At 70.8% G+C, this 18,283-nt stretch carries 20 protein-coding genes; 10 read left to right on the forward strand and 10 right to left on the reverse strand.

Annotated elements, in window-relative coordinates; genetic code table 11:
* The first annotated feature begins 41 nt into the window (after positions 1-41).
* The 6 genes from msrA to MU852_RS04945 all read left to right on the forward strand — a co-directional run bounded on the left by msrA (position 42) and on the right by MU852_RS04945 (position 7,644).
* Positions 42-689 carry a peptide-methionine (S)-S-oxide reductase MsrA gene (gene msrA, locus MU852_RS04920; protein ID WP_249751255.1) on the forward strand — a complete coding sequence of 216 codons (648 nt, stop codon included), beginning with the start codon at positions 42-44 and terminating at the stop codon, positions 687-689.
* Positions 690-766: 77 nt separating this feature from the next.
* A complete protein-coding gene (locus MU852_RS04925; protein ID WP_249751256.1) occupies positions 767-2,095 on the forward strand; it encodes a VOC family protein in 1,329 nt (442 codons plus the stop codon).
* 59 nt (positions 2,096-2,154) lie between these two features.
* The gene (locus MU852_RS04930) at positions 2,155-3,993 is read left to right on the forward strand and encodes an acyltransferase family protein (protein ID WP_249751257.1); all 1,839 of its coding nucleotides are present in this window, start codon (positions 2,155-2,157) and stop codon (positions 3,991-3,993) included.
* A gap of 160 nt (positions 3,994-4,153) precedes the next feature.
* The gene (gene mdoH / locus MU852_RS04935; protein WP_249751865.1) at positions 4,154-6,118 is read left to right on the forward strand and encodes a glucans biosynthesis glucosyltransferase MdoH; all 1,965 of its coding nucleotides are present in this window, start codon (positions 4,154-4,156) and stop codon (positions 6,116-6,118) included.
* A gap of 113 nt (positions 6,119-6,231) precedes the next feature.
* Positions 6,232-6,549: a hypothetical protein gene (locus tag MU852_RS04940; protein WP_249751258.1), complete on the forward strand. Its 318-nt coding sequence runs from the start codon at positions 6,232-6,234 to the stop codon at positions 6,547-6,549.
* 78 nt (positions 6,550-6,627) lie between these two features.
* Complete coding sequence (locus MU852_RS04945) at positions 6,628-7,644, forward strand: SDR family oxidoreductase (protein WP_249751259.1); 1,017 nt, start codon at positions 6,628-6,630, stop codon at positions 7,642-7,644.
* On the opposite strand, the gene MU852_RS04950 is transcribed toward MU852_RS04945, so the two are convergent.
* The 9 genes from MU852_RS04950 to MU852_RS04985 all read right to left on the reverse strand — a co-directional run bounded on the left by MU852_RS04950 (position 7,622) and on the right by MU852_RS04985 (position 13,033).
* Positions 7,622-8,005, reverse strand: a complete 384-nt coding sequence (locus MU852_RS04950) for a hypothetical protein (protein WP_249751260.1) — start codon at positions 8,003-8,005, stop codon at positions 7,622-7,624. The two genes, MU852_RS04945 and MU852_RS04950, sit on opposite strands and share 23 nt — an antisense overlap.
* A 79-nt stretch (positions 8,006-8,084) precedes the next feature.
* Entirely contained in the window at positions 8,085-8,369 is a 285-nt protein-coding gene (locus tag MU852_RS04955) for a GNAT family N-acetyltransferase (protein WP_249751261.1), read from the reverse strand.
* Positions 8,370-8,434: 65 nt separating this feature from the next.
* Entirely contained in the window at positions 8,435-8,815 is a 381-nt protein-coding gene (locus MU852_RS04960) for a hypothetical protein (protein ID WP_249751262.1), read from the reverse strand.
* Positions 8,816-8,826: 11 nt separating this feature from the next.
* Complete coding sequence (locus tag MU852_RS04965) at positions 8,827-9,429, reverse strand: hypothetical protein (RefSeq protein WP_249751263.1); 603 nt, start codon at positions 9,427-9,429, stop codon at positions 8,827-8,829.
* A gap of 93 nt (positions 9,430-9,522) precedes the next feature.
* Positions 9,523-9,903 (reverse strand): dihydroneopterin aldolase, encoded by a 381-nt coding sequence (folB, locus tag MU852_RS04970; RefSeq protein WP_249751866.1) that lies wholly within the window; start codon positions 9,901-9,903, stop codon positions 9,523-9,525.
* A 22-nt stretch (positions 9,904-9,925) separates the two neighbouring features.
* Positions 9,926-10,705 carry an SDR family oxidoreductase gene (locus MU852_RS04975; RefSeq protein WP_249751264.1) on the reverse strand — a complete coding sequence of 260 codons (780 nt, stop codon included), beginning with the start codon at positions 10,703-10,705 and terminating at the stop codon, positions 9,926-9,928.
* Between the two features lie 122 nt (positions 10,706-10,827).
* On the reverse strand, positions 10,828-11,151 hold the full coding sequence (locus tag MU852_RS17735) for a nitronate monooxygenase (protein ID WP_347342371.1): 324 nt from the start codon (positions 11,149-11,151) through the stop codon (positions 10,828-10,830).
* On the reverse strand, positions 11,043-11,876 hold the full coding sequence (locus tag MU852_RS04980; RefSeq protein ID WP_283843784.1) for an NAD(P)H-dependent flavin oxidoreductase: 834 nt from the start codon (positions 11,874-11,876) through the stop codon (positions 11,043-11,045). The genes MU852_RS17735 and MU852_RS04980 overlap by 109 nt, the downstream gene beginning before the upstream one ends.
* Complete coding sequence (locus MU852_RS04985) at positions 11,873-13,033, reverse strand: SGNH/GDSL hydrolase family protein (RefSeq protein ID WP_249751265.1); 1,161 nt, start codon at positions 13,031-13,033, stop codon at positions 11,873-11,875. Before MU852_RS04985 ends, MU852_RS04980 begins: the two co-directional genes overlap by 4 nt.
* 122 nt (positions 13,034-13,155) lie before the next feature.
* On the opposite strand from MU852_RS04985, the gene MU852_RS04990 reads away from it, so the two are divergent.
* From MU852_RS04990 to MU852_RS05005, 4 genes are all read left to right on the forward strand, one after another.
* On the forward strand, positions 13,156-13,602 hold the full coding sequence (locus tag MU852_RS04990) for a DMT family transporter (RefSeq protein ID WP_249751266.1): 447 nt from the start codon (positions 13,156-13,158) through the stop codon (positions 13,600-13,602).
* Positions 13,603-13,740: 138 nt separating this feature from the next.
* A complete protein-coding gene (gene ppdK, locus MU852_RS04995; protein WP_249751267.1) occupies positions 13,741-16,419 on the forward strand; it encodes a pyruvate, phosphate dikinase in 2,679 nt (892 codons plus the stop codon).
* A 220-nt stretch (positions 16,420-16,639) separates the two neighbouring features.
* Positions 16,640-17,167, forward strand: a complete 528-nt coding sequence (locus MU852_RS05000; protein WP_249751268.1) for a porin family protein — start codon at positions 16,640-16,642, stop codon at positions 17,165-17,167.
* A 133-nt stretch (positions 17,168-17,300) separates the two neighbouring features.
* The gene (locus MU852_RS05005) at positions 17,301-17,828 is read left to right on the forward strand and encodes a porin family protein (RefSeq protein ID WP_249751269.1); all 528 of its coding nucleotides are present in this window, start codon (positions 17,301-17,303) and stop codon (positions 17,826-17,828) included.
* Between the two features lie 71 nt (positions 17,829-17,899).
* Here the strand turns inward: MU852_RS05005 and MU852_RS05010 are convergent, their stop codons facing one another.
* Positions 17,900-18,067: a hypothetical protein gene (locus MU852_RS05010; protein ID WP_249751270.1), complete on the reverse strand. Its 168-nt coding sequence runs from the start codon at positions 18,065-18,067 to the stop codon at positions 17,900-17,902.
* Positions 18,068-18,283 lie beyond the last annotated feature (216 nt).

Raw genomic sequence — 18,283 nt, forward strand, 5'->3', positions numbered from 1 at the left:
CCCATATGGGCGCCAGAGCCATTACTTCTCCCGAGGAGCCCATGCTGTTTCAGAAAAGCGCCGAACTGCCCACGGCCGAGACCGCCCTGCCCGGCCGGGCCGAGCCCCTGCGCACCGACGAGGTCCATTACGTCAACGGCCGCCCGCTGAAGGGCCCGCATCCGGAGGGGTTCCAGACGGCGATCTTCGGCATGGGCTGCTTCTGGGGCGTGGAGCGGATCTTCTGGAACCTGCCGGGGGTGTGGGTCACCGCGGTCGGCTATGCCGGCGGGATCACGCCCAACCCGACCTATGAGGAGACCTGCACCGGCCGCACCGGTCACGCCGAGGTGGTCCAGGTCGTGTTCAATCCGAACGAGATCAGCTACGCCGAACTGCTGAAGGCCTTCTGGGAAAACCACGACCCGACCCAGGGCATGCGCCAGGGCAACGACATCGGCACCACCTACCGCTCGGCCATCTACACCCTGAACGACGACCAGCAGCGCCAGGCCGAAGCGTCGCGCGACGCCTATCAGGCGGCGCTGAGCGCCGCCGGTCGCGGCGCGATCACCACCGAGATCGCCCCCGCCGCCTTCTATTTCGCCGAGGATTATCACCAGGGCTATCTGGCCAAGAATCCCAACGGCTATTGCGGCATCGGCGGCACCGGCGTGACCTGCCCGATCGGCGTCGGCGTCGACGCCTGACGCCCGCTTCCGGGGCGGCCGGCTTCACCCCGGCCGCCGACAGGCGTAGGACGACCCGAAAGATCAGGGAGCCGTCCATGTCCTTCGTGCACGCCGATGAAATCCGCAGCCGCTTTTCGGCGGCCCTGTCGGCCATGTACCGGGCCGAGGTGCCGCAGTACGGCGAACTGCTGACGCTGGTGGCCGACATCAACGCGGCGGCGCTGAGGGCCGATCCGGCCCTGGCCGAGCGGCTGGACCAGGCCGGCGACCTGGCCCGCCTGTCCGAGGAACGGCACGGCGCCATCCGCGTCGGCACGGCCGCGGAGCTGTCGACCATCGCGCGGGCCTTCGCCGTCATGGGAATGCGGCCGGTCAGCTATTACAACCTGGCGCCCGCCGGCGTGCCGGTGCATTCGACCGCCTTCCGGCCTGTCGATCCCGAGGCGCTGCGGCGCAATCCGTTCCGCGTCTTCTGCTCGCTGTTGCGGATGGAGCTGATTGAGGACGACGCCCTGCGCGCGGAAGCCGAGACGACCCTGGCCCGTCGCGACATCTTCACCCCGGGCGCGCGCGCCCTGATCGACACGGCCGAGACCCAGGGCGGCCTGGACGAGGACCAGGCCGACCGTTTCGTGTCCGAACTGTTGGAGACCTTCCGCTGGCACGCCCAGGCGACCGTCAGCGCCCAGACCTATGACCGGCTGGTCGCGGCCCATCGCCTGATCGCCGACGTGGTCAGCTTCAAGGGTCCGCACATCAACCACCTGACGCCGCGCACCCTGGACATCGACGCGGCCCAGGCGGAAATGCCCCGCCGCGGCATCGCCCCCAAGGAGACGATCGAGGGCCCGCCGGCCCGCGCCTGCCCCGTCCTGCTGCGTCAGACCAGCTTCAAGGCGCTGCAGGAGAAGATCGTCTTCCCGGGCGAGACCGGCGCCGTGGAGGGCGCCCACACCGCCCGCTTCGGCGAGATCGAGCAGCGCGGCTGCGCCCTGACCCCGGTCGGCCGCGCCCTTTATGACGCGGCGCTGGCCCGCAAGGACTTCTCGGCCCTGCCCGACGACTGGACCGCCCTGCGTCGCCAGGGGCTGGCCTGGTTCCGCTACGTCCCGACCGAACAGGGCCTGTCGCGCGCCGGGCGGCTGTCGGGCGACCTGGAGGCCCTGATCGCCGATGGCGACGTGGCGGCCCGGCCCATCACATACGAGGACTTCCTGCCCGTCAGCGCGGCGGGCATCTTCCAGTCCAACCTGGGGGCGGAGGCGCGCGACGGCGGCTATGCGGCCGATCCGGCCCGCGCCGAATTCGAGGCCGCCCTGGGCTGCGCGGTGCAGGACGAGATGGCGCTGTACCAGGCCGAGCAGGACGCTTCGATCGCCGACACGCTGACGGCGCTGGGCGTGTCGCGGCCCGTCGCGGTCTGAACCTGCCGAGACGATCCGCCCGCTTGCCTGACGACCCCGCTGGTCTCATAGACCGCGCCGTGACCCCGCAAGCCGCCCCGTCGATCCGCCGTTATGACCTGGACTGGATTCGGGTCGCCGCCTTCGGCCTGCTGATCCTGTATCACGTGGGCCTGGTTTACGGCGTCTATGACTGGCACGTGCACAGCGTCCACACCTTCGAGTGGATGCGCGAGGCGGTGCTGGTCACCAATCCGTGGCGGCTGACGCTGCTGTTCCTGGTGTCGGGGGCGGCGCTGCGGTTCATGACCCTGCGGCGCACGCCGCGCGAGGTGGCCCGCGCCCGGTTTGCGCGGCTGGCGCCGCCGCTGCTGTTCGGGGCGGCGGTCCTGGTCCCCATCCAGTCGTGGATCGAGGCGCGCGACAAGGCCGACTGGCCGGGCGGCCTGGACGGCTACCTGGCCTGGATGCAGCGGGAGTTCGGCTGGAGCGGCCTGGCCGACGGCGTGCCGGTCAACCACCTGTGGTTCGTCGTCTATATCGCCGCCTACAGCGCCGTGGCCATCCTGCTGTGGCGCCGGGCGGGGCTGATCGACCGCCTGGGCGACGCGCTGGAGCGGATGCTGCGCGGCCCGCGCCTGCTGGTCGTGCCGATCCTCTATCTGGTCGCCATCCGCATCGCCCTGTTTCCGATCTTCGGCCTGACCAACAACCTGCCCTTCGACTGGTACAACCACGCCCTGTCGCTGGGCGCCTTCCTGTTCGGCTTCGCCGTGGTCGGGCGGGAGTCGATCTGGCGGGGGTTCGAGCGCTGGCGCTGGGTCGCGGTCGGACTGGCGGTCGTGGCCCTGCCGATCATGATGCTGCAGGTCTGGCACCCCGGCGGCCGCGCCTTCTTCGGCGTGCCCAAGGCCATCGTGTACGGCGTCGATCAGTGGGCCGTCATCGCCGCCATCCTGGGTTTCGGCAGCCGTTGGCTGCGCGACCGGTCCAGCCCCGTGCTGACCTATCTGACCGAGGCGACCTTTCCCCTGTATCTGGCGCACCAGACGGTGCTGGTGGTCGCCGTGTGGATCATCCGGCCGGCGCGCCTGCCGGCGGGGCTGGAGGCCCTGTCGCTGATCGCCGCCACCTTCCTGGGCAGCCTGCTGATCTACGAGATCGTGCGCCGCATCGACCCGATCCGGCCGCTGTGGGGACTGAAGCCGCGCGACGGAAGGCCGTGGCCGCTGGACCTCGCCGCCTGGCGCGGCGAGGGCGCGCGCTATCGCCGCCGCCGCGCCCTGCTGGCGGTGGGGGTCGCGGCGCCCGTGCTGGCCCTGATCGTGGTGCTGGTCGCCAGCGCCGCCTATCCCGGTTTCGACAACGCCACCCAGTTCCTCAGCGAACTGGGCGGGGCGACCGCCCGGGCCCCGATCATCTTCAACGCCGGGGTCTTCGCCGCCGGCGTCATGGCGGGCCTGGCCGGGATCGGCTTCGGCCTGGCCCTCTACGCCCTCAGCGGCGCGCGCGCGGCCGGGGCGGTGACGGCCGTGGTCTTCGTCCTGGCGGGCGCGGGGCTGTCGCTGTCGACCCTCTATCCCTGGCCCGATCCGCGCCACATGGTCATCAACCTGGGCCTGGGCATCCAGCTGGCGCCCCTGCTGCTGTTCTGGGGCCTGTCGTCGCGGCGCGACCTGCCCGGGCTCAAGATATTCCTGGCGGTCACCTTCGCGGTCATGGCGGTGCTGACGCTGTTCACCAAACACCTGGTCTTTCCGGGAACCGTGAATCCCGCGAATGTCGGCTGGTGGGAGCGCGCCTACGCCATCGTCCTGGTCTGCTGGGTCGGGGTGGCGGCCTGGGTGCTGGAGCGCAAGCTCAGGCCCGACGCCGCCCACGCGGCCTCCGGCGTCGCCGCCTCGCGGCCGGCGGAATAGGCGGCCGGGCCGATCCCCCGATATTTTTCGGCTTATCAACATTGCGTGATTGAAAATCGCGCGAATGTGATCGAGTATAGGCGCGGTGCTGCAATGCAGCATGCCGCGTCGTCTCCGCCCGCCGGACGACGACGGGTCATCAGGGGGCGTCTTGAGCGGCATGAACAAGCTGGCGATCCGGCCTGTCGAACGGGCTGACATCCAGAACCTTTCTCCGGCCCCGCGTGAGCCGGACTGGTCGTGGCTGCCCGAGGAGGCGCCGCTGGCCATGCCGCGTCAGTCGCTGGACGCGGCCGTCGCCGCGCGCGACGTGACCCCGGCCACCTCCCCGCGCACCGTGCTGATGCGCCGCCTGACGCTGCTGGCGGGCACCGTGGCCCTGGCCGGGCTGTCGGCGATCGCGCCCTTCTACCTGTACGCCCGCAAGGGCTGGGATCCGACCGAGATGCTGGCCTTCGGCATCTTCATGGTGCTGATCACCGCCATCTCCTGCTGGTTCGTCAGCGGCCTGATGGGCCTGATCGTCATGCTGCGCGGCCGCGACCAGGCGGACCTGCGCTTCGCCGCCCATCCCGGCTCGCCGCGCACCCGCACCGCCCTGCTGATGCCGCTGTACAACGAGGACGCCCGCGCCTCGTTCGCGCGCCTGGCCCAGATCGACGCCTCGCTGGCGCGGCTGGGCGCCTCCTCGGCCTTCGACATCTTCGTGCTGAGCGACTCGACCAAGGACGAGGCCGCCGCCGACGAACGGTCGGTGTTCCAGGCCTTCCGCCTGGCCGCCAACTCCAAGGCCTACTACCGCCGCCGCACCGACAACGCGGAGCGCAAGGCCGGCAACCTGGCCGAATGGGTCCGTCGCTTCGGCGGCGCCTATGAGACCATGATCGTGCTGGACGCCGACAGCACCATGGCCGGCGAGACCCTGCTGCGCATGATCGACGCCATGGAGCGCAATCCGGGCGTGGGCCTGATCCAGACCGCGCCGGTGATCGTCAAGGCGCGCACCGTCTTCGCCCGCGTGTCGCAGTATTCGGTGCGCCTGTACGGCCGCGTCGCCGCGGCGGGCCTGGCCTATTGGACCGGCTCGGAGTCCAGCTACTGGGGCCACAACGCCATCATCCGCACGCGCGCCTTCGCCGGCTGCTGCGGCCTGCCCAGCCTGCCGGGCAGGAAGCCCTTCGGCGGCCATATCCTGAGCCACGACGTGGTCGAGGCCGCCCTGCTGCGCCGCGCCGGCTGGGCCGTGCACGTCACCGCCGCCCTGGACGGCTCGTGGGAAGAGACCCCGCCGTCGATCACCGACTTCATCCGCCGCGACCACCGCTGGTTCCAGGGCAATCTGCAGCACCTGGGCCTGATCGGCGCCAAGGGCCTGTCGGCCATGAGCCGCCTGCAGCTGCTGATGGGCTGCATGGCCTATCTGTCGTCGCCCCTCTGGCTGGCCTCGCTGATGGTCGGCCTGTTCATCCAGATGTTCTATCCGGTCGACTGGGCCAGCTTCTTCTACATCCTGAACCCGCAGTTCACGCCCTTCATGCTGGCGTCGCTGCTGGCGGGCGTGCTGCTGATCGGTCCCAAGTTCATGGGCGCGGCCCTGGTGCTGAGCCGTCCCGCCGAACTGCGCGCCTTCGGCGGGCGTCGCGGCGTGGCCCGCGGCATGGCCGCCGAGATCGCCCTGTCGGCCATCCTGGCGCCCCTGCTGATGGTGGCCAACACCAAGGCCTTCATCCAGATCCTGTCCGGCCACGACACGGGCTGGACGACCCAGCAGCGCGAGGCCGACGGCCTGGCCTGGTCCGACGCCCTGCGCGCCATGCGCTGGCAGATGATCGCCGGCGTCGCCTTCCTGGCCCCGCTGTGCGTGCGCCCCGACCTGGCGACCTGGTTCGCCCCGATCGTCCTGCCCCTGCTGTTCGCCGCGCCGATCGCGGTGTGGACCTCGCGGGTGCGCGCCGGCGACGCCCTGGCGGCCAAGGGCTTCCTGGTGACCCCGGCCCAGGACGGCGTCAGCGTCAATCCGGCCGTGCTGCACGCGCCGCGCTCGCCGCTGCGCGCGGTCGCCGGCGGCGTGCTGGCGCCGGTCGTGGCGCCGGCCATGGTCCCCGCCCGGGCGCCGGAACTGTAACCCTCACCGATGCGCGCCGGCCACACCGGGCCAGGAACCGCTACGGTCAAGCTCGACGCGCCGGTGATTCCGCATCACCTTGGTCCGGCATCAGACGAAGGGGGTCCGAGTCCATGGCCAGCAAGAACGGTTCCGACGCCAAGCCCGACCTGCGGCTCGTCGCGGCCGAGGCCGAGGTCTATGACCTGATGCGCGCGCCCGAAACCACCGCCGAACGCGTGAAACGCCTCCAGCTCGAGGCGCACGCCCTGGCGCTGGAAGAGATCGAGGCGCTGGAGAAGCTGCTGCTCGAAGCGGCGGCCAAGGCCAAGGAGATCGCCAACGGCGGCGACGCCTATCCCGTCGGCGCGCGCGAGATGGCGTCGCGCCTGGCCGCCGACCTGCCCACCAAGGCCGAGACCATCAAGACCATCGTCCACCGCGTCAGCTGACGCCCGGCTGCACGGCGATGGAACGGCGGGCCGCCTCGCCCGCTTCCTGAGGGACAAGAGCCTTCAGGAGAATCAGACATGGACGACCGTTTCGAAGCCCGCGCCGAGGACGTCGCCGACCACGAGCGCGCGATCCAGCGCGACATCGACCAGACCGACCAGGCCCAGGCCGACAAGACCCAGGCCGACGGCGGCGAAGACGGCGGCGCGGTCCAGGCCGGCGCGCGTCGCTATCCCGAGCCGCCCTTCCCCAAGCAGCACCAAGTCAAGCCGGGCGACGAATCGGCCCTGGACCCCGCGCCGATGTACGACGCCCCCTTCTGGAAGGGCTCGGGCAAGCTAGACGGCTTCGCCGCCCTGATCACCGGGGCCGATTCCGGCATCGGTCGCGCGGTCGCTGTCCTGTTCGCGCGCGAAGGCTGCGACGTGGTCGTCTGCCACCTGGACGAGGACGACGACGCCGAGACCACCAAGGCCGCGGTCGAGGCCGAGGGCCGTCGCGCCGTGGTGCTGAAGGGGGACGTCTCCGACCCCGCCTTCGCCGAGACCGCGGTCAAGGCCACGCTGGACGCCTTCGGGCGGCTGGACGTGTTGGTCCCCAACGCCGCCTTCCAGGAGCACGTCAACGCCTTCGAGGACCTGACGTTCGAGCATTTCGACCGCACGCTGAAGACCAACCTCTACGGCTATTTCAACATGACCAAGGCGGCGGTCCCGCACATGAAGTCCGGCGGCGCCATCGTCATGACCGGCTCGGTGACGGGGCTTCAGGGCAACAAGGACCTGCTGGATTACTCCCTGACCAAGGGCGGCATCCACGCCTATGCGCGGTCGCTGGGCACGCATCTGGCGCCGCGCGGCATCCGGGTGAACGTGGTCGCGCCCGGCCCGGTCTGGACCCCGCTGAACCCCGCCGACAAGGACGCGGACAAGACCGCGAAGTTCGGCGCCGACACGGTGATGAAACGCCCGGCTCAGCCCGAGGAGATCGCGCCCGCCTACGTCTTCCTGGCCTCGCCCAGAGATGTCCAGCTTCATCACCGGCGAGATCCTGCCGATCATCGGCGGCTATTCAGGCGGCTGACGGTTTCCTGACGATCCAGGCGTGCTTGCCGGCGGGGGCCCATGCCTCCGCCGGCGCCCAGCTGTTGCGATCGCCCCGCCAGCGCGCGACGCGCAGGGCCTCCGGTTCGATCTCGACGCCGTCCAGCCAGGCGTCGCAGCTGATTCCATTCAGCCGCGACGTCAGCCGGACCAGCAGCTCGCCCTCGCCCGTCGGCGTCAGCCAGTCTTCCTTGAAATCGCGCGACAGGCCGTACCAGGCCCCCGCGCTGCGCACCGGCTCGTCGTTGACCACCAGCCGTTCCTGCGCCCAGCCCAGCCAGGCGAAGGCGTTCTCCACCCGAATGAGCGAGTTGCCGACACGATAGATCCAGCCCTGGCCGATCAGTTGCATTGCCCTGTTCTAGCGGCCCGGGACCCGGCCGTCCTGCGACCTATCCGCCGGTCCCTATCGCCGGTCCCTATCGCCGGTTTCAGGCCAGGACGTCGTCGTAATCCGGGTGCCGCTTGTGCCAGGTCACCGCATAGCTGCAGCGGGGAAACAGTCTCAGGCCGTTCTCGCGCGCGTGTTCGGCCATCGACTGCATGAAACGTCCGCCGGCGCCCGAGCCGCGCAGGCCGGGCTCGGCCTCCACGTGCAGGATCACCCGCGCCCCGCCGCGCACGGCGTAGTCGGCCCAGACCTGGCCGCCCCCCGTCTCGGTGTCGAACTCCTGTTCGAAGCGGTTCTCGCCCGCGTCGTCTCTGAACTGGCCCATGCGTCACTCCTTCGCCGCTTCAACAGCTTGGAGGGCCGCCGCGTTCCCGCTCGCCGGTCAGGCGCTCAGATCGGCCGATCCTGCAGCAGCTGGATCAGGCCCAGCACGCTCTTCACCGTGAACCAGACGCTGAGCAGGAACCAGATCAGCAGGAACAGCAGCAGGAACGGAACGCCGATCAGGACCAAAGAGGCGACCGCGCTGACGGCGATGCCGATCCAGGCGGCGATGGTCCACCAGAAGACCGACCAGAACAGCCGGATCTGCGCGTCGATATGCTGGCGCGGCACGCCGGTCGCCGTCCCGCGCGAGACGTAGGACACGATCAGCCCGACCAGCACCAGCAGGTTCGCGCTGGGGATCGACAGGATGAACAGGGCCCAGGCGATCAGGGCGGGGACCTTGCCCTCGGCCTCCTGGCCGGAGGTGAAGTTCGGCGTCGTCATGCGGCGTCTCCTCAGAACAGCCAGGCGTTCGGATGCGGAATGCGCCGCCCCGCCCTCAGTTTCATCACGCCATACGCCCCGCGCGCCAGGGTCCACACCGCCGCGGCGAACAGGATGAAGACGCCGACGTTGACGATGATCAGCACCGCCCCGGCCACGGCGCCGATGGCCGCCGCCCAGACCGTGCGCTGCTGGAAGACATAGTGGCTGGCCGCCACCTCGCCCTGCGGCGCGCGGCGCTTCCACACCGCCAGCAGCGCGACCGCCGCCGCCACGCCCAGCGTCGGCACCGCCAGCAGGATCAGCACATAGACGGCGTACAGGGTCGACGGCGCATCGATCGGGGTCGGCTCGGGCGTGGCGTCCGTGCGGATCGATTCGCGCCGCTCGCGCACGGCGCGCGCGGCCGCGTCGCCCGGCCGCATCTGCCGCAGCGGCGTCGGCTCGCTGGCCCGGAACGGATCGTACGAGGGCTCGGGCTCCTCGAACAGGTCGCGCTCGGCCGGCTCGACCCGGCGGCCGGACAGCGAGGCGGCCGAGGCGAATCCGACCGCGTCGTCGTGGTCGTGCGCGTCGTCGCCGGAGGGGGCCTTGGGATCGACGGGTTCGGCCATGCGGTTCAGATGATTCCTATTGAGCCGCCCGGTTCGGCGGCGACACGTGGGCGGACAATGGCGGGGCGCCCGCCCGCGCGCAACCTCGACCGGTCAGCGCGCCAGCACGATCTCGCATCCTGGCGCGGCCGCCGCCGCCAGGGCGCCCGGCTTCTCGACGCGGACGGCGGCCCGCACAACCCGGCGGTCGTCAAGGCAGGCCCGGGCCAGCCGCTCGGCGAAGGTCTCGACCAGGCCGATGTGCCCCTCGGCGGCGATGGCGCGCGCCGCCTCCGCCACGGTCTCGTAGTTGACGGTGTCGCCCAGCCGTTCGATGGCGTTGGGCTCCAGCTCCAGCATGACGTCGATCACCAGCCGCTGCAGCCGTCCGTGCTCGTGGTCATAGACGCCGATGCCGGCCTCGACCTCCAGCCCGCGCACGAACACCCGCAGCGCCTCGCGCCGCAGCGGCTCCTCGCCCGGAAAGGACGACACCGGGGAGGAAAGTCCCACGCGCTTACTCCTGCACGATGTCGGGGGTGCGCCAGGCCAGATGCTGGCCCCCGTCGACCGCGATCATCTGACCCGTCACCAGGCCGGCGTCAATCAGCCACAGCACCGCCTGAGCCACCGCCTCGGGCGCGCCGGGACGTTGCAGCAGCGTGCCCTCGGCCTCGGCCTGGAACTCGGCCTCGGTCTGGTGAATGGACGGCAGCGTGGGCCCCGGCCCGACGCCGTTGACCCGGATGCGCGGCGCCAGCGCCTGGGCCAGGGTGCGCGTCGCCCACCACAGGCCGTTCCGGGACAGGCTGTAGGAGAAGAAGCGCGGGTCCGGCTTCAACACCTTCTGATCCAGCAGATTGACGATCGCCCCCTCGTGTCCCCAGCCTTCGCGAAATTGGGCGGCGAAGGCCTCGGCCAGCACGATGGGCGCGCGCAGATTGGTCTCGATATGCCGGTCCCAGCTGTCGCGGCTCAGCTCCCCGACGCGGTCGTCCTCGAACACCGAGGCGTTGTTGACCAGCGCCGTCACCGGCCCCAGCGCCGCGACCGCGCGCGGGATCAGGTCGCGCACCGCCGCCTCGTCGGTCAGGTCCGCCTTCAGCGCGACCGCGCGCCGGCCCAGCGCCTCGATCTGGGCGGCCAGGGCGCGCGCCTCGTCTTCGGAGGCGTGGTGATGGACGGCCACGTCGAAACCGGCCGACGCCAGCGTCAGGCAGACGGCCCGCCCGATCCGCCGGGCGCCCCCCGTGACCAGGGCGGCGCCGCGCCCCGCCTCGGGGACGCGATCAGTCAACCCGGCCGAACTCGACGTAGTTGATCAGGGCCAGGACGGCGACGAAGCCGAGGATGATGAAAAGCGCCAGCATGGAATCCGCTCCGGTTGCCTTGCCCGCATAAAGCGCCCCGCGCCTGGGTTCAAGCGCGCCCCATCTCCTGGGCCAGCACGGCGACCAGTTCGCCCGCCGGCAGCGACCGGGCCAGCGCCGCGCCCTGGCCGGTCCATTGGGCGCCGAAGCCGGCCTCCCCCCGCGCCTTGGCCGCCGCGTTCAGCGCCTTTCCGGCGTCATAGGCGATGGGATAGTCCGGCCGCGCCGCCGCCAGGGTCTCGCCCAGTTCGACGAAGCGGTTTCTCAGGCACCGCGCCGGGCGGCCCGAGACGGCGCGTCGGTCATCGCCGTGCGTCCGTCGCCGTCCAGCAGGGCGGCCTTGTAGGCGGCGTCGGCCGCGCTTTCGGGACAGGCGACGAAGGCCGTGCCCAGCTGCGCCGCAACCGCGCCCAGGTCCAGGGCCGCGCGCACGCCGCGCCCGTCCATGATCCCGCCCGCCGCGATCACAGGCAGGCCGGCGCGCGCCGCCAGCAGCCGGGTCAGCGCCATCGTCCCCAGACGGTCGTCCGGCGCCGCGGGATCGAATACGCCCCGATGCCCGCCCGCTTCCCAGCCCTGCGCCACAACCGCGTCGATCCCCGCCTCCCGCGCCGCCTCGGCCTCGGACAGGCAGGTGGCCGTCGCCAGCAGAACGCAGCCCGCATCCTTCAGCGCGCGGATGCGGTCGGCGCCCGGCAGGCCGAAGTGGAAGCCGACCACCGCCGGCGGCGCCTCCAGCAGCGCCGCCAGCATGGCGTCGTCCTCGACGAAGCTGCGATAGATCTCCCCCAGGGCGACCGGCGCCTCGGCCCCGAACGCGGCGAAGGTCGGGGCCAGCGCGGCCAGCCAGCCGGCCTCGCGCCGGGGATCGGCGCGCGCCGGCGCGTGGGCGAACAGATTGACGTTGAACGGCCGGTCGGTCCGCGCCCGTGTCGCCGCCGCCATCGCCCTCGCCCCGTCCGCGTCGGTCGCGCCCACGGCGATGGAGCCCAGGCCGCCCGCGTTCGAGACCGCCGCCGCCATCTCCGGCGTCGACACGCCCGCCATCGGCGCCTGGATCACGGGGACGCTCAGCCCCAGCCGCGCCAGAACCGTCATGGCCGCCTCCCGTCCCAGACCTCGGGGTGGGCGTCCAGAAAGGCCGACAGCACGCCCGCGATCTGTTCCTGATCCCGCCGCGACGGGTGCCAGTCGCAGGCGGTGAACGCCAGCGGGCCGGTCGCCAGCACCGCCAGCCGGTCCTCGCCCGCCGCCTTCAGCCGCTCGGCGACGCGGCCGACCGCGACGGCGATCTCGTCCTCGGCGCTGGGCGGGGTCAGCAGGATCAGAAAGGCGCCGCCATTGCGGGCGCGCAGGGTCTGGACGAAGCGCGCATAGGTCGCCTCGAAATCCGCCCTCAGCGCTTCCCGCGACGTCCAGGGTTCGCCGGCCGCCAGCGGCGTCGAGAAGTCGTTGGTCCCCAGATCGATCACCACCACCTGCGGCGACCAGTCCGTCGCGTCATACCGCGTCGCCCCGTCGAACAGGGCGTACGGATAGGCCTGCGGCAAGGTCGGCGCGGCCGCACCGGCGTAGTTCCGCACCACGCCCCGCCCCGAGATGGCGTTGGTCTGATAGTCCGCTTGGCGGCGCCGGGCGGTCAGCGGCCCGAACGCCGACGAATTGTCGGTCGAGGCCCACACCTCCTCGGTCGTGCAGTCGCGCTGGTCCCGCCCGACCCCATAGCCGACGGTGTGGGAATCGCCGATGAATTCGATCTGGCGCCGGCGTCGGGGGCGGGCGCCCGCCACACCGTCGGCGCCCAGCGCGAAGCCGCCGAAGCGCGCCGGTCCCGCCTGGTGTTCGGACACGACCTCGATCCGGACGCGGTGCGCCGCCGGCTCCAGCCCCGTGATCCGGTAAAGGCCGGCGGCGGGCCGGATCATCTCGCCGACGCGCCGGCCGTCGATCAGCAGATGCAGGATCTGGTCGCCGGCGCCGACGCGAAAGAAGACCGACACGCCGGTGAACGCCGCCTCGAAATAGACGCCCGGCCACTGGTAGGTCAGGTCCTCCCCGTCCGAGATCACCCGCCCGCCCACGGCGAAGGGCAGAGGCGTCGGCGCGTCGGCCGCCGGCGCCCGCTCCACCCGCGCCTGCGCGACCGCGGGCCCGGCCAGGGCGGCCCAGCAGGTCGCGGCCAGGCCGCCGAACGCCACGGCGCGCCGATCCGGACGCGGCGGGCCGCTCGTTCTGCTGCTGGGGGAAGTCTGCACGGGCCGTCTCTCCAAAGGGGCGTCATCTAGCATCGCCCGCGCCGCCGCCGACGGCAACCCCGGCGCGGGCGCCCGGCGACGCCCATCTGCCCCGCGCCGCCCGACCGTGCTAGCCAGGACGGATGAACCCGTCGCTGATCGCCATGCTCATCGTCGTCCTGGCCGGCGGCGCCACCGCCCTGCAGGCCCCGACCAACGCGCGGCTGGCCGGGGCGGTCGCCTCTCCGGTCAACGCCGCCTTCATCTCCTTCGCGGTCGGGACCGTGGTGCTGGGCGTGGTCGCGGCGGCGCTGCACACCCGGCCCGACATGGCCGCCACCCGCGCCCTGCCCTGGTACGCCTGGCTGGGCGGGGCGTACGGCGCCTGTTTCGTGGTCGCCGCCGCCTGGGGCGTGCCGCGCCTCGGCGTGGCCATGACCATCACCCTGATGGTCGGCGGCCAGCTGCTGATCAGCCTGATCCTGGACCACTTCGGCGCGCTGGGCGTGCCGCGCCAGCCGCTGAACATCGGCCGCATCGCCGGCGTGGCGCTGGTCCTGGGCGGCGTGCTGCTGGTGCGCCGTTCCTGAGATTTCGCCGGAACCGCCCCCTAGCCTTCACGCTTTGTAACAAGCGGCATGGCCAAGCCGCGCGGCGCGCGCTAGTCATGCCGCCATCGCGAGCAGGGCCAACCCTGCCGATCGAATGACCAAGCTCAGGGATACATGATGACTCAGTGGGTGTACGGCTTCGGCGGGGGCTCCGCCGACGGCGATGCGTCGATGAAGAACCTGCTCGGCGGCAAGGGGGCCAATCTGGCCGAGATGTCGTCGCTGGGCCTGCCGGTCCCCCCCGGCTTCACCATCACCACCGAGGTCTGCACCTGGTACTACGCCAATGGCGAGACCTATCCCGCCGACCTGGAGGCCCAGGTCCAGGCCGCCCTGGCCAAGGTCGAGGGCGTGGTCGGCAAGACCTTCGGCGACGTGGACAATCCGCTGCTGGTGTCCGTGCGTTCGGGCGCCCGCGCCTCCATGCCCGGCATGATGGACACGGTGCTGAACCTGGGCCTGAACGACCAGACGGTCGAGGGCCTGGCCAGGCTGTCCGGCGACCGCCGCTTCGCCTTCGACAGCTACCGCCGCTTCATCACCATGTATTCCAACGTCGTCCTGGGCCTCAGCCACGACGACTTCGAGGAGGTGCTGGACCAGCACAAGGACCGGCTGGGCGTCACCGTCGACACCGACCTGACCGCCGCCGACTGGGAAAAGGTCGTCGCCGACTACAAGCAGGTGGTCGAACGCGAGCTGGGCCACGCCTTCCCGCAGGATCCCAAGGACCAGCTGTGGGGCGCGGTCGGCGCCGTGTTCGAAAGCTGGATGAACGACCGGGCGAAATTCTATCGCCGCATGCACGACATCCCCGAAAGCTGGGGCACGGCCGTCAACGTCCAGTCGATGGTGTTCGGCAACATGGGCGAGACCTCGGCCACCGGCGTCGCCTTCACCCGCAACCCCTCGACCGGCGAGGCGCGCCTGTACGGCGAGTTCCTGATCAACGCCCAGGGCGAGGACGTGGTCGCCGGCATCCGCACGCCCCAGTCCCTGACCAAGGTCGGCCGCGAGGAGATGGGCGAGACCGCCCCCTCGATGGAAGAGGCCATGCCCGAGGTCTTCGCCCAGTTCGTCGAGGTGGTGAACACGCTGGAGAGCCACTACCGCGACATGCAGGACATCGAGTTCACGGTCGAACAGGGCCGGCTCTGGATGCTGCAGACCCGCAACGGCAAGCGCACGGCCAAGTCGGCGCTGAAGGTCGCCGTCGACCTGGCCGCCGAGGGCGTGATCTCCCAGGAAGAGGCCATCAGCCGCGTCGAGCCCTCGGCGCTTGACCAGCTGCTGCACCCGACCCTGGACCCGGACGCCCCGCGCACCGTCATCGCCGCCGGCCTGCCCGCCTCGCCGGGCGCGGCGACGGGCAAGATCGTGTTCGACGCCGACGAGGCCGAGCGGCTGTCGGGTCTGGGCGAGGCGGTCATCCTGGTGCGCGAGGAAACCTCGCCTGAGGACATCCACGGCATGCACGCCGCGCGCGGCATCGTCACGGCCCGCGGCGGCATGACCAGCCACGCCGCCGTGGTGGCGCGCGGCATGGGCCGGGCCTGCGTCTCCGGCGCCGGCGAGATCGACATCGACGAGGACAAGGGCGTCTTCACCGTGCGCGGCCGCACCTTCAAGGCCGGCGACGTCATCACCATCGACGGCTCCAAGGGCGAGGTGCTGGAGGGCGCGGTCAAGATGATCGAGCCCGAGCTGACCGGCGACTTCCAGACCCTGATGGGCTGGGCCGACCAGGTGCGCCGCCTCAAGGTCCGCGCCAACGCCGAGACCCCGCTGGACGCCAAGACCGCGCGCGGCTTCGGCGCCGAGGGCATCGGCCTGTGCCGCACCGAGCACATGTTCTTCGACGACGCCCGCATCGCCGCCGTGCGCGAGATGATCCTGGCCGACGACGAGGCCGGCCGCCGCACGGCCCTGGCCAAGATCGCGCCGTTCCAGAAGTCGGACTTCGTGGAGCTGTTCGACATCATGGCCGGCCTGCCCGTCACCGTGCGCCTGCTGGACCCGCCGCTGCACGAGTTCATCCCCCACACGGACGAGGACATCGACGCCCTGGCCGCCTCTTCCGGCATCGACGCCGAGAAGCTGAAGCGCCGGGCGCGCGAACTGCACGAGACCAACCCCATGCTGGGCCATCGCGGCTGCCGCCTGGGCGTGGCCTATCCCGAAATCTACGAGATGCAGGTCCGCGCCATCCTGGAGGCCGCGCTGGAGGTGAAGGCCCGGTCCGGCCAGGCCCCCCTGCCCGAGATCATGCACCCGCTGGTCGCCCTGGGCCTGGAGATGAAATACCTGCGCGAACTGACCGACCGCACGGCCAAGGCCGTGTTCGACGAGGCCGGCGACAGCGTCGACTATCTGGTCGGCACCATGATCGAACTGCCCCGCGCCGCCATCCGCGCCGGCGACCTGGCGGAATACGCCCAGTTCTTCAGCTTCGGCACCAACGACCTGACCCAGACCACCTTCGGCATCAGCCGCGACGACTCGGGCCGCTTCCTCCAGGCCTATCTGGACAAGGGCATCTTCGAGACCGATCCCTTCGTCCGCCTGGACCAGGACGGCGTGGGCGACCTGATCCAGATCGCCGCCGAGCGCGGCAAGGCCGTGCGGCCGGACGTCAAGCTGGGCATCTGCGGCGAGCACGGCGGCGACCCCGCCTCCATCGCCTTCTGCGAGAAGGCGGGCCTGAACTACGTCTCCTGCTCGCCCTACCGCGTGCCGATCGCCCGGCTGGCGGCCGCCCAGGCCGCCCTGGACGGAGAGCGCGAAAAGGATCGCTGAGCCTGCCTGCAAGACGACGGTTCAAGGGGCGGCCCGGCGGGCCGCCCTTTTTCGTGCGCATTCCCGCCATTCTTGAAAGAACGATGACTGTGTCATGGGGCTCACAGCAGTTCGCAAGTTCATCCCCCCTATGGAACGACTGTTTCGCCGACCTATTTAAGCACTCGCTGGATGGGGCCGATGGCTTCAAGACCATCGCATCTAGGAGTCTATAGAAACAATGCGTAACATTCTTCTCGCCGCCGCCGCCGTTTCCGTCATCGCCGCGCCGGCCTTTGCTCAAACGATGCAAGGACCGACCTATTACGGTACTCTGGGCTATTCTCAACTTGACCACTCGGACGGCGATCTGGGCGCCGTCACGGGCCGCGTCGGCGCCAAGTTTAATCCCTACCTGGGCGTCGAGGGCGAAGCCTCCATCGGCGTGAAGGACGACGACTTCACCTTCGCCGGCGTCGACGGCAAGATCGAGCACGACTACGACGCCGCCGCCTATGTGGTCGGCACCCTGCCCGTGACCCCGAACTTCGAACTGTTCGCGCGCGGCGGTTACGGCACCACCAAGATCAAGACCGAGCTGGCCGGCTTCGACGGCGAGGTCGACGGCGAAAGCTGGAACTACGGCGCCGGCGCCAACTACTATCTGGACGGCCAGAACGGCCTGCGCGCCGATTGGACGCGCCGTGATTTCCGCGACGACGCCGGCGAGGCCGACGTCTATTCGCTCAGCTACGTGCGCCGCTTCTAACCCGGCCCTTCCCCCGACGTTGCGAGGCCGCCGCCCCGGCGGCCTCCCCCCTCCCCTCCGCTTCCGCGCCCTCCCCGGCGCGGAGCCATTCCGGCCGTCCCGATGGGGCCGCCCCAACCCAAGGAGCCTTTCGATGCGCAACATCCTCCTGACCGCCGCCGCCGTGTCCGCCCTGGCCGCGCCGGCCTTCGCCCAATCCGCCGCCCCCGAGGCGCCGCGCGGCTACGGCTCGCTGGGCTACACCTATCTGGACGACGCCTACACCGGCGCCGTGACCGGCCGCCTGGGCGTGAACCTGAACCGCTATCTGGCTGTCGAGACCGAGGCCTCCGTCGGCGTGCGCGACCATGACTATGAGCTGGCCGGCGCGGACGGCACGCTGAAGCACGAATGGGACGCCGCCGGCTATGTGGTCGGCAAATATCCGATCGGCGACCGCATGGAGCTGTTCGCGCGCGGCGGCTACGGCCACACCGAGCTGAAGCAGGAGATCGCCGGCCAGACCACCGATGTCGGCGGCGACCACTGGAGCTACGGCGCCGGCGCGACCTACAATCTTGACGGCGCCAACGGCGTGCGCGCCGACTGGACCCGCCGCGACTTCGACGGCGACAGCAACGAGCTGGACAGCTACACGCTCAGCTACGTGCGCCGCTTCTGATCCCGCGATCGGGTCGGACATGAGAAGGGCGCGCTCCGCCAGGAGCGCGCCCTTTCTTCATGTCGTCGATGTCAGGCCGCGGCGTCCGCCAGGGCCCACCGCTGCGAGCCTTCGCCGAAGGGGCGGAAGAACAGGTCGCGATAGTGTTCGAACACCTCGACGATCTTTTGGCGAAGGTCGGACGGAACGACCGGTTCGCCGCGCTGACGCTTCATGGCGGCGACGCAGTCGACGATCATCGTCTGGTGGGCGCGGAGCCGCCCATGCTCTTAAGGACCAGGGCGATGTCCTGCGCCAGGCTGTCCAGCACATGCCTCGGGGTCTTCTGGGTCATTCGGGAACTCCCCATCGTTCTCGATATGAAACGCCTCGCAAAAACTCGCATGAAGTTCAAGCGGAGCCGCGATTTTGTGATCGTCACCACGGAGTCCGTTGAGACTCCCTTGGCGATCAGG

This window comes from Brevundimonas albigilva, assembly GCF_023503965.1.
Classification (GTDB): Bacteria; Pseudomonadota; Alphaproteobacteria; order Caulobacterales; family Caulobacteraceae; genus Brevundimonas; species Brevundimonas albigilva.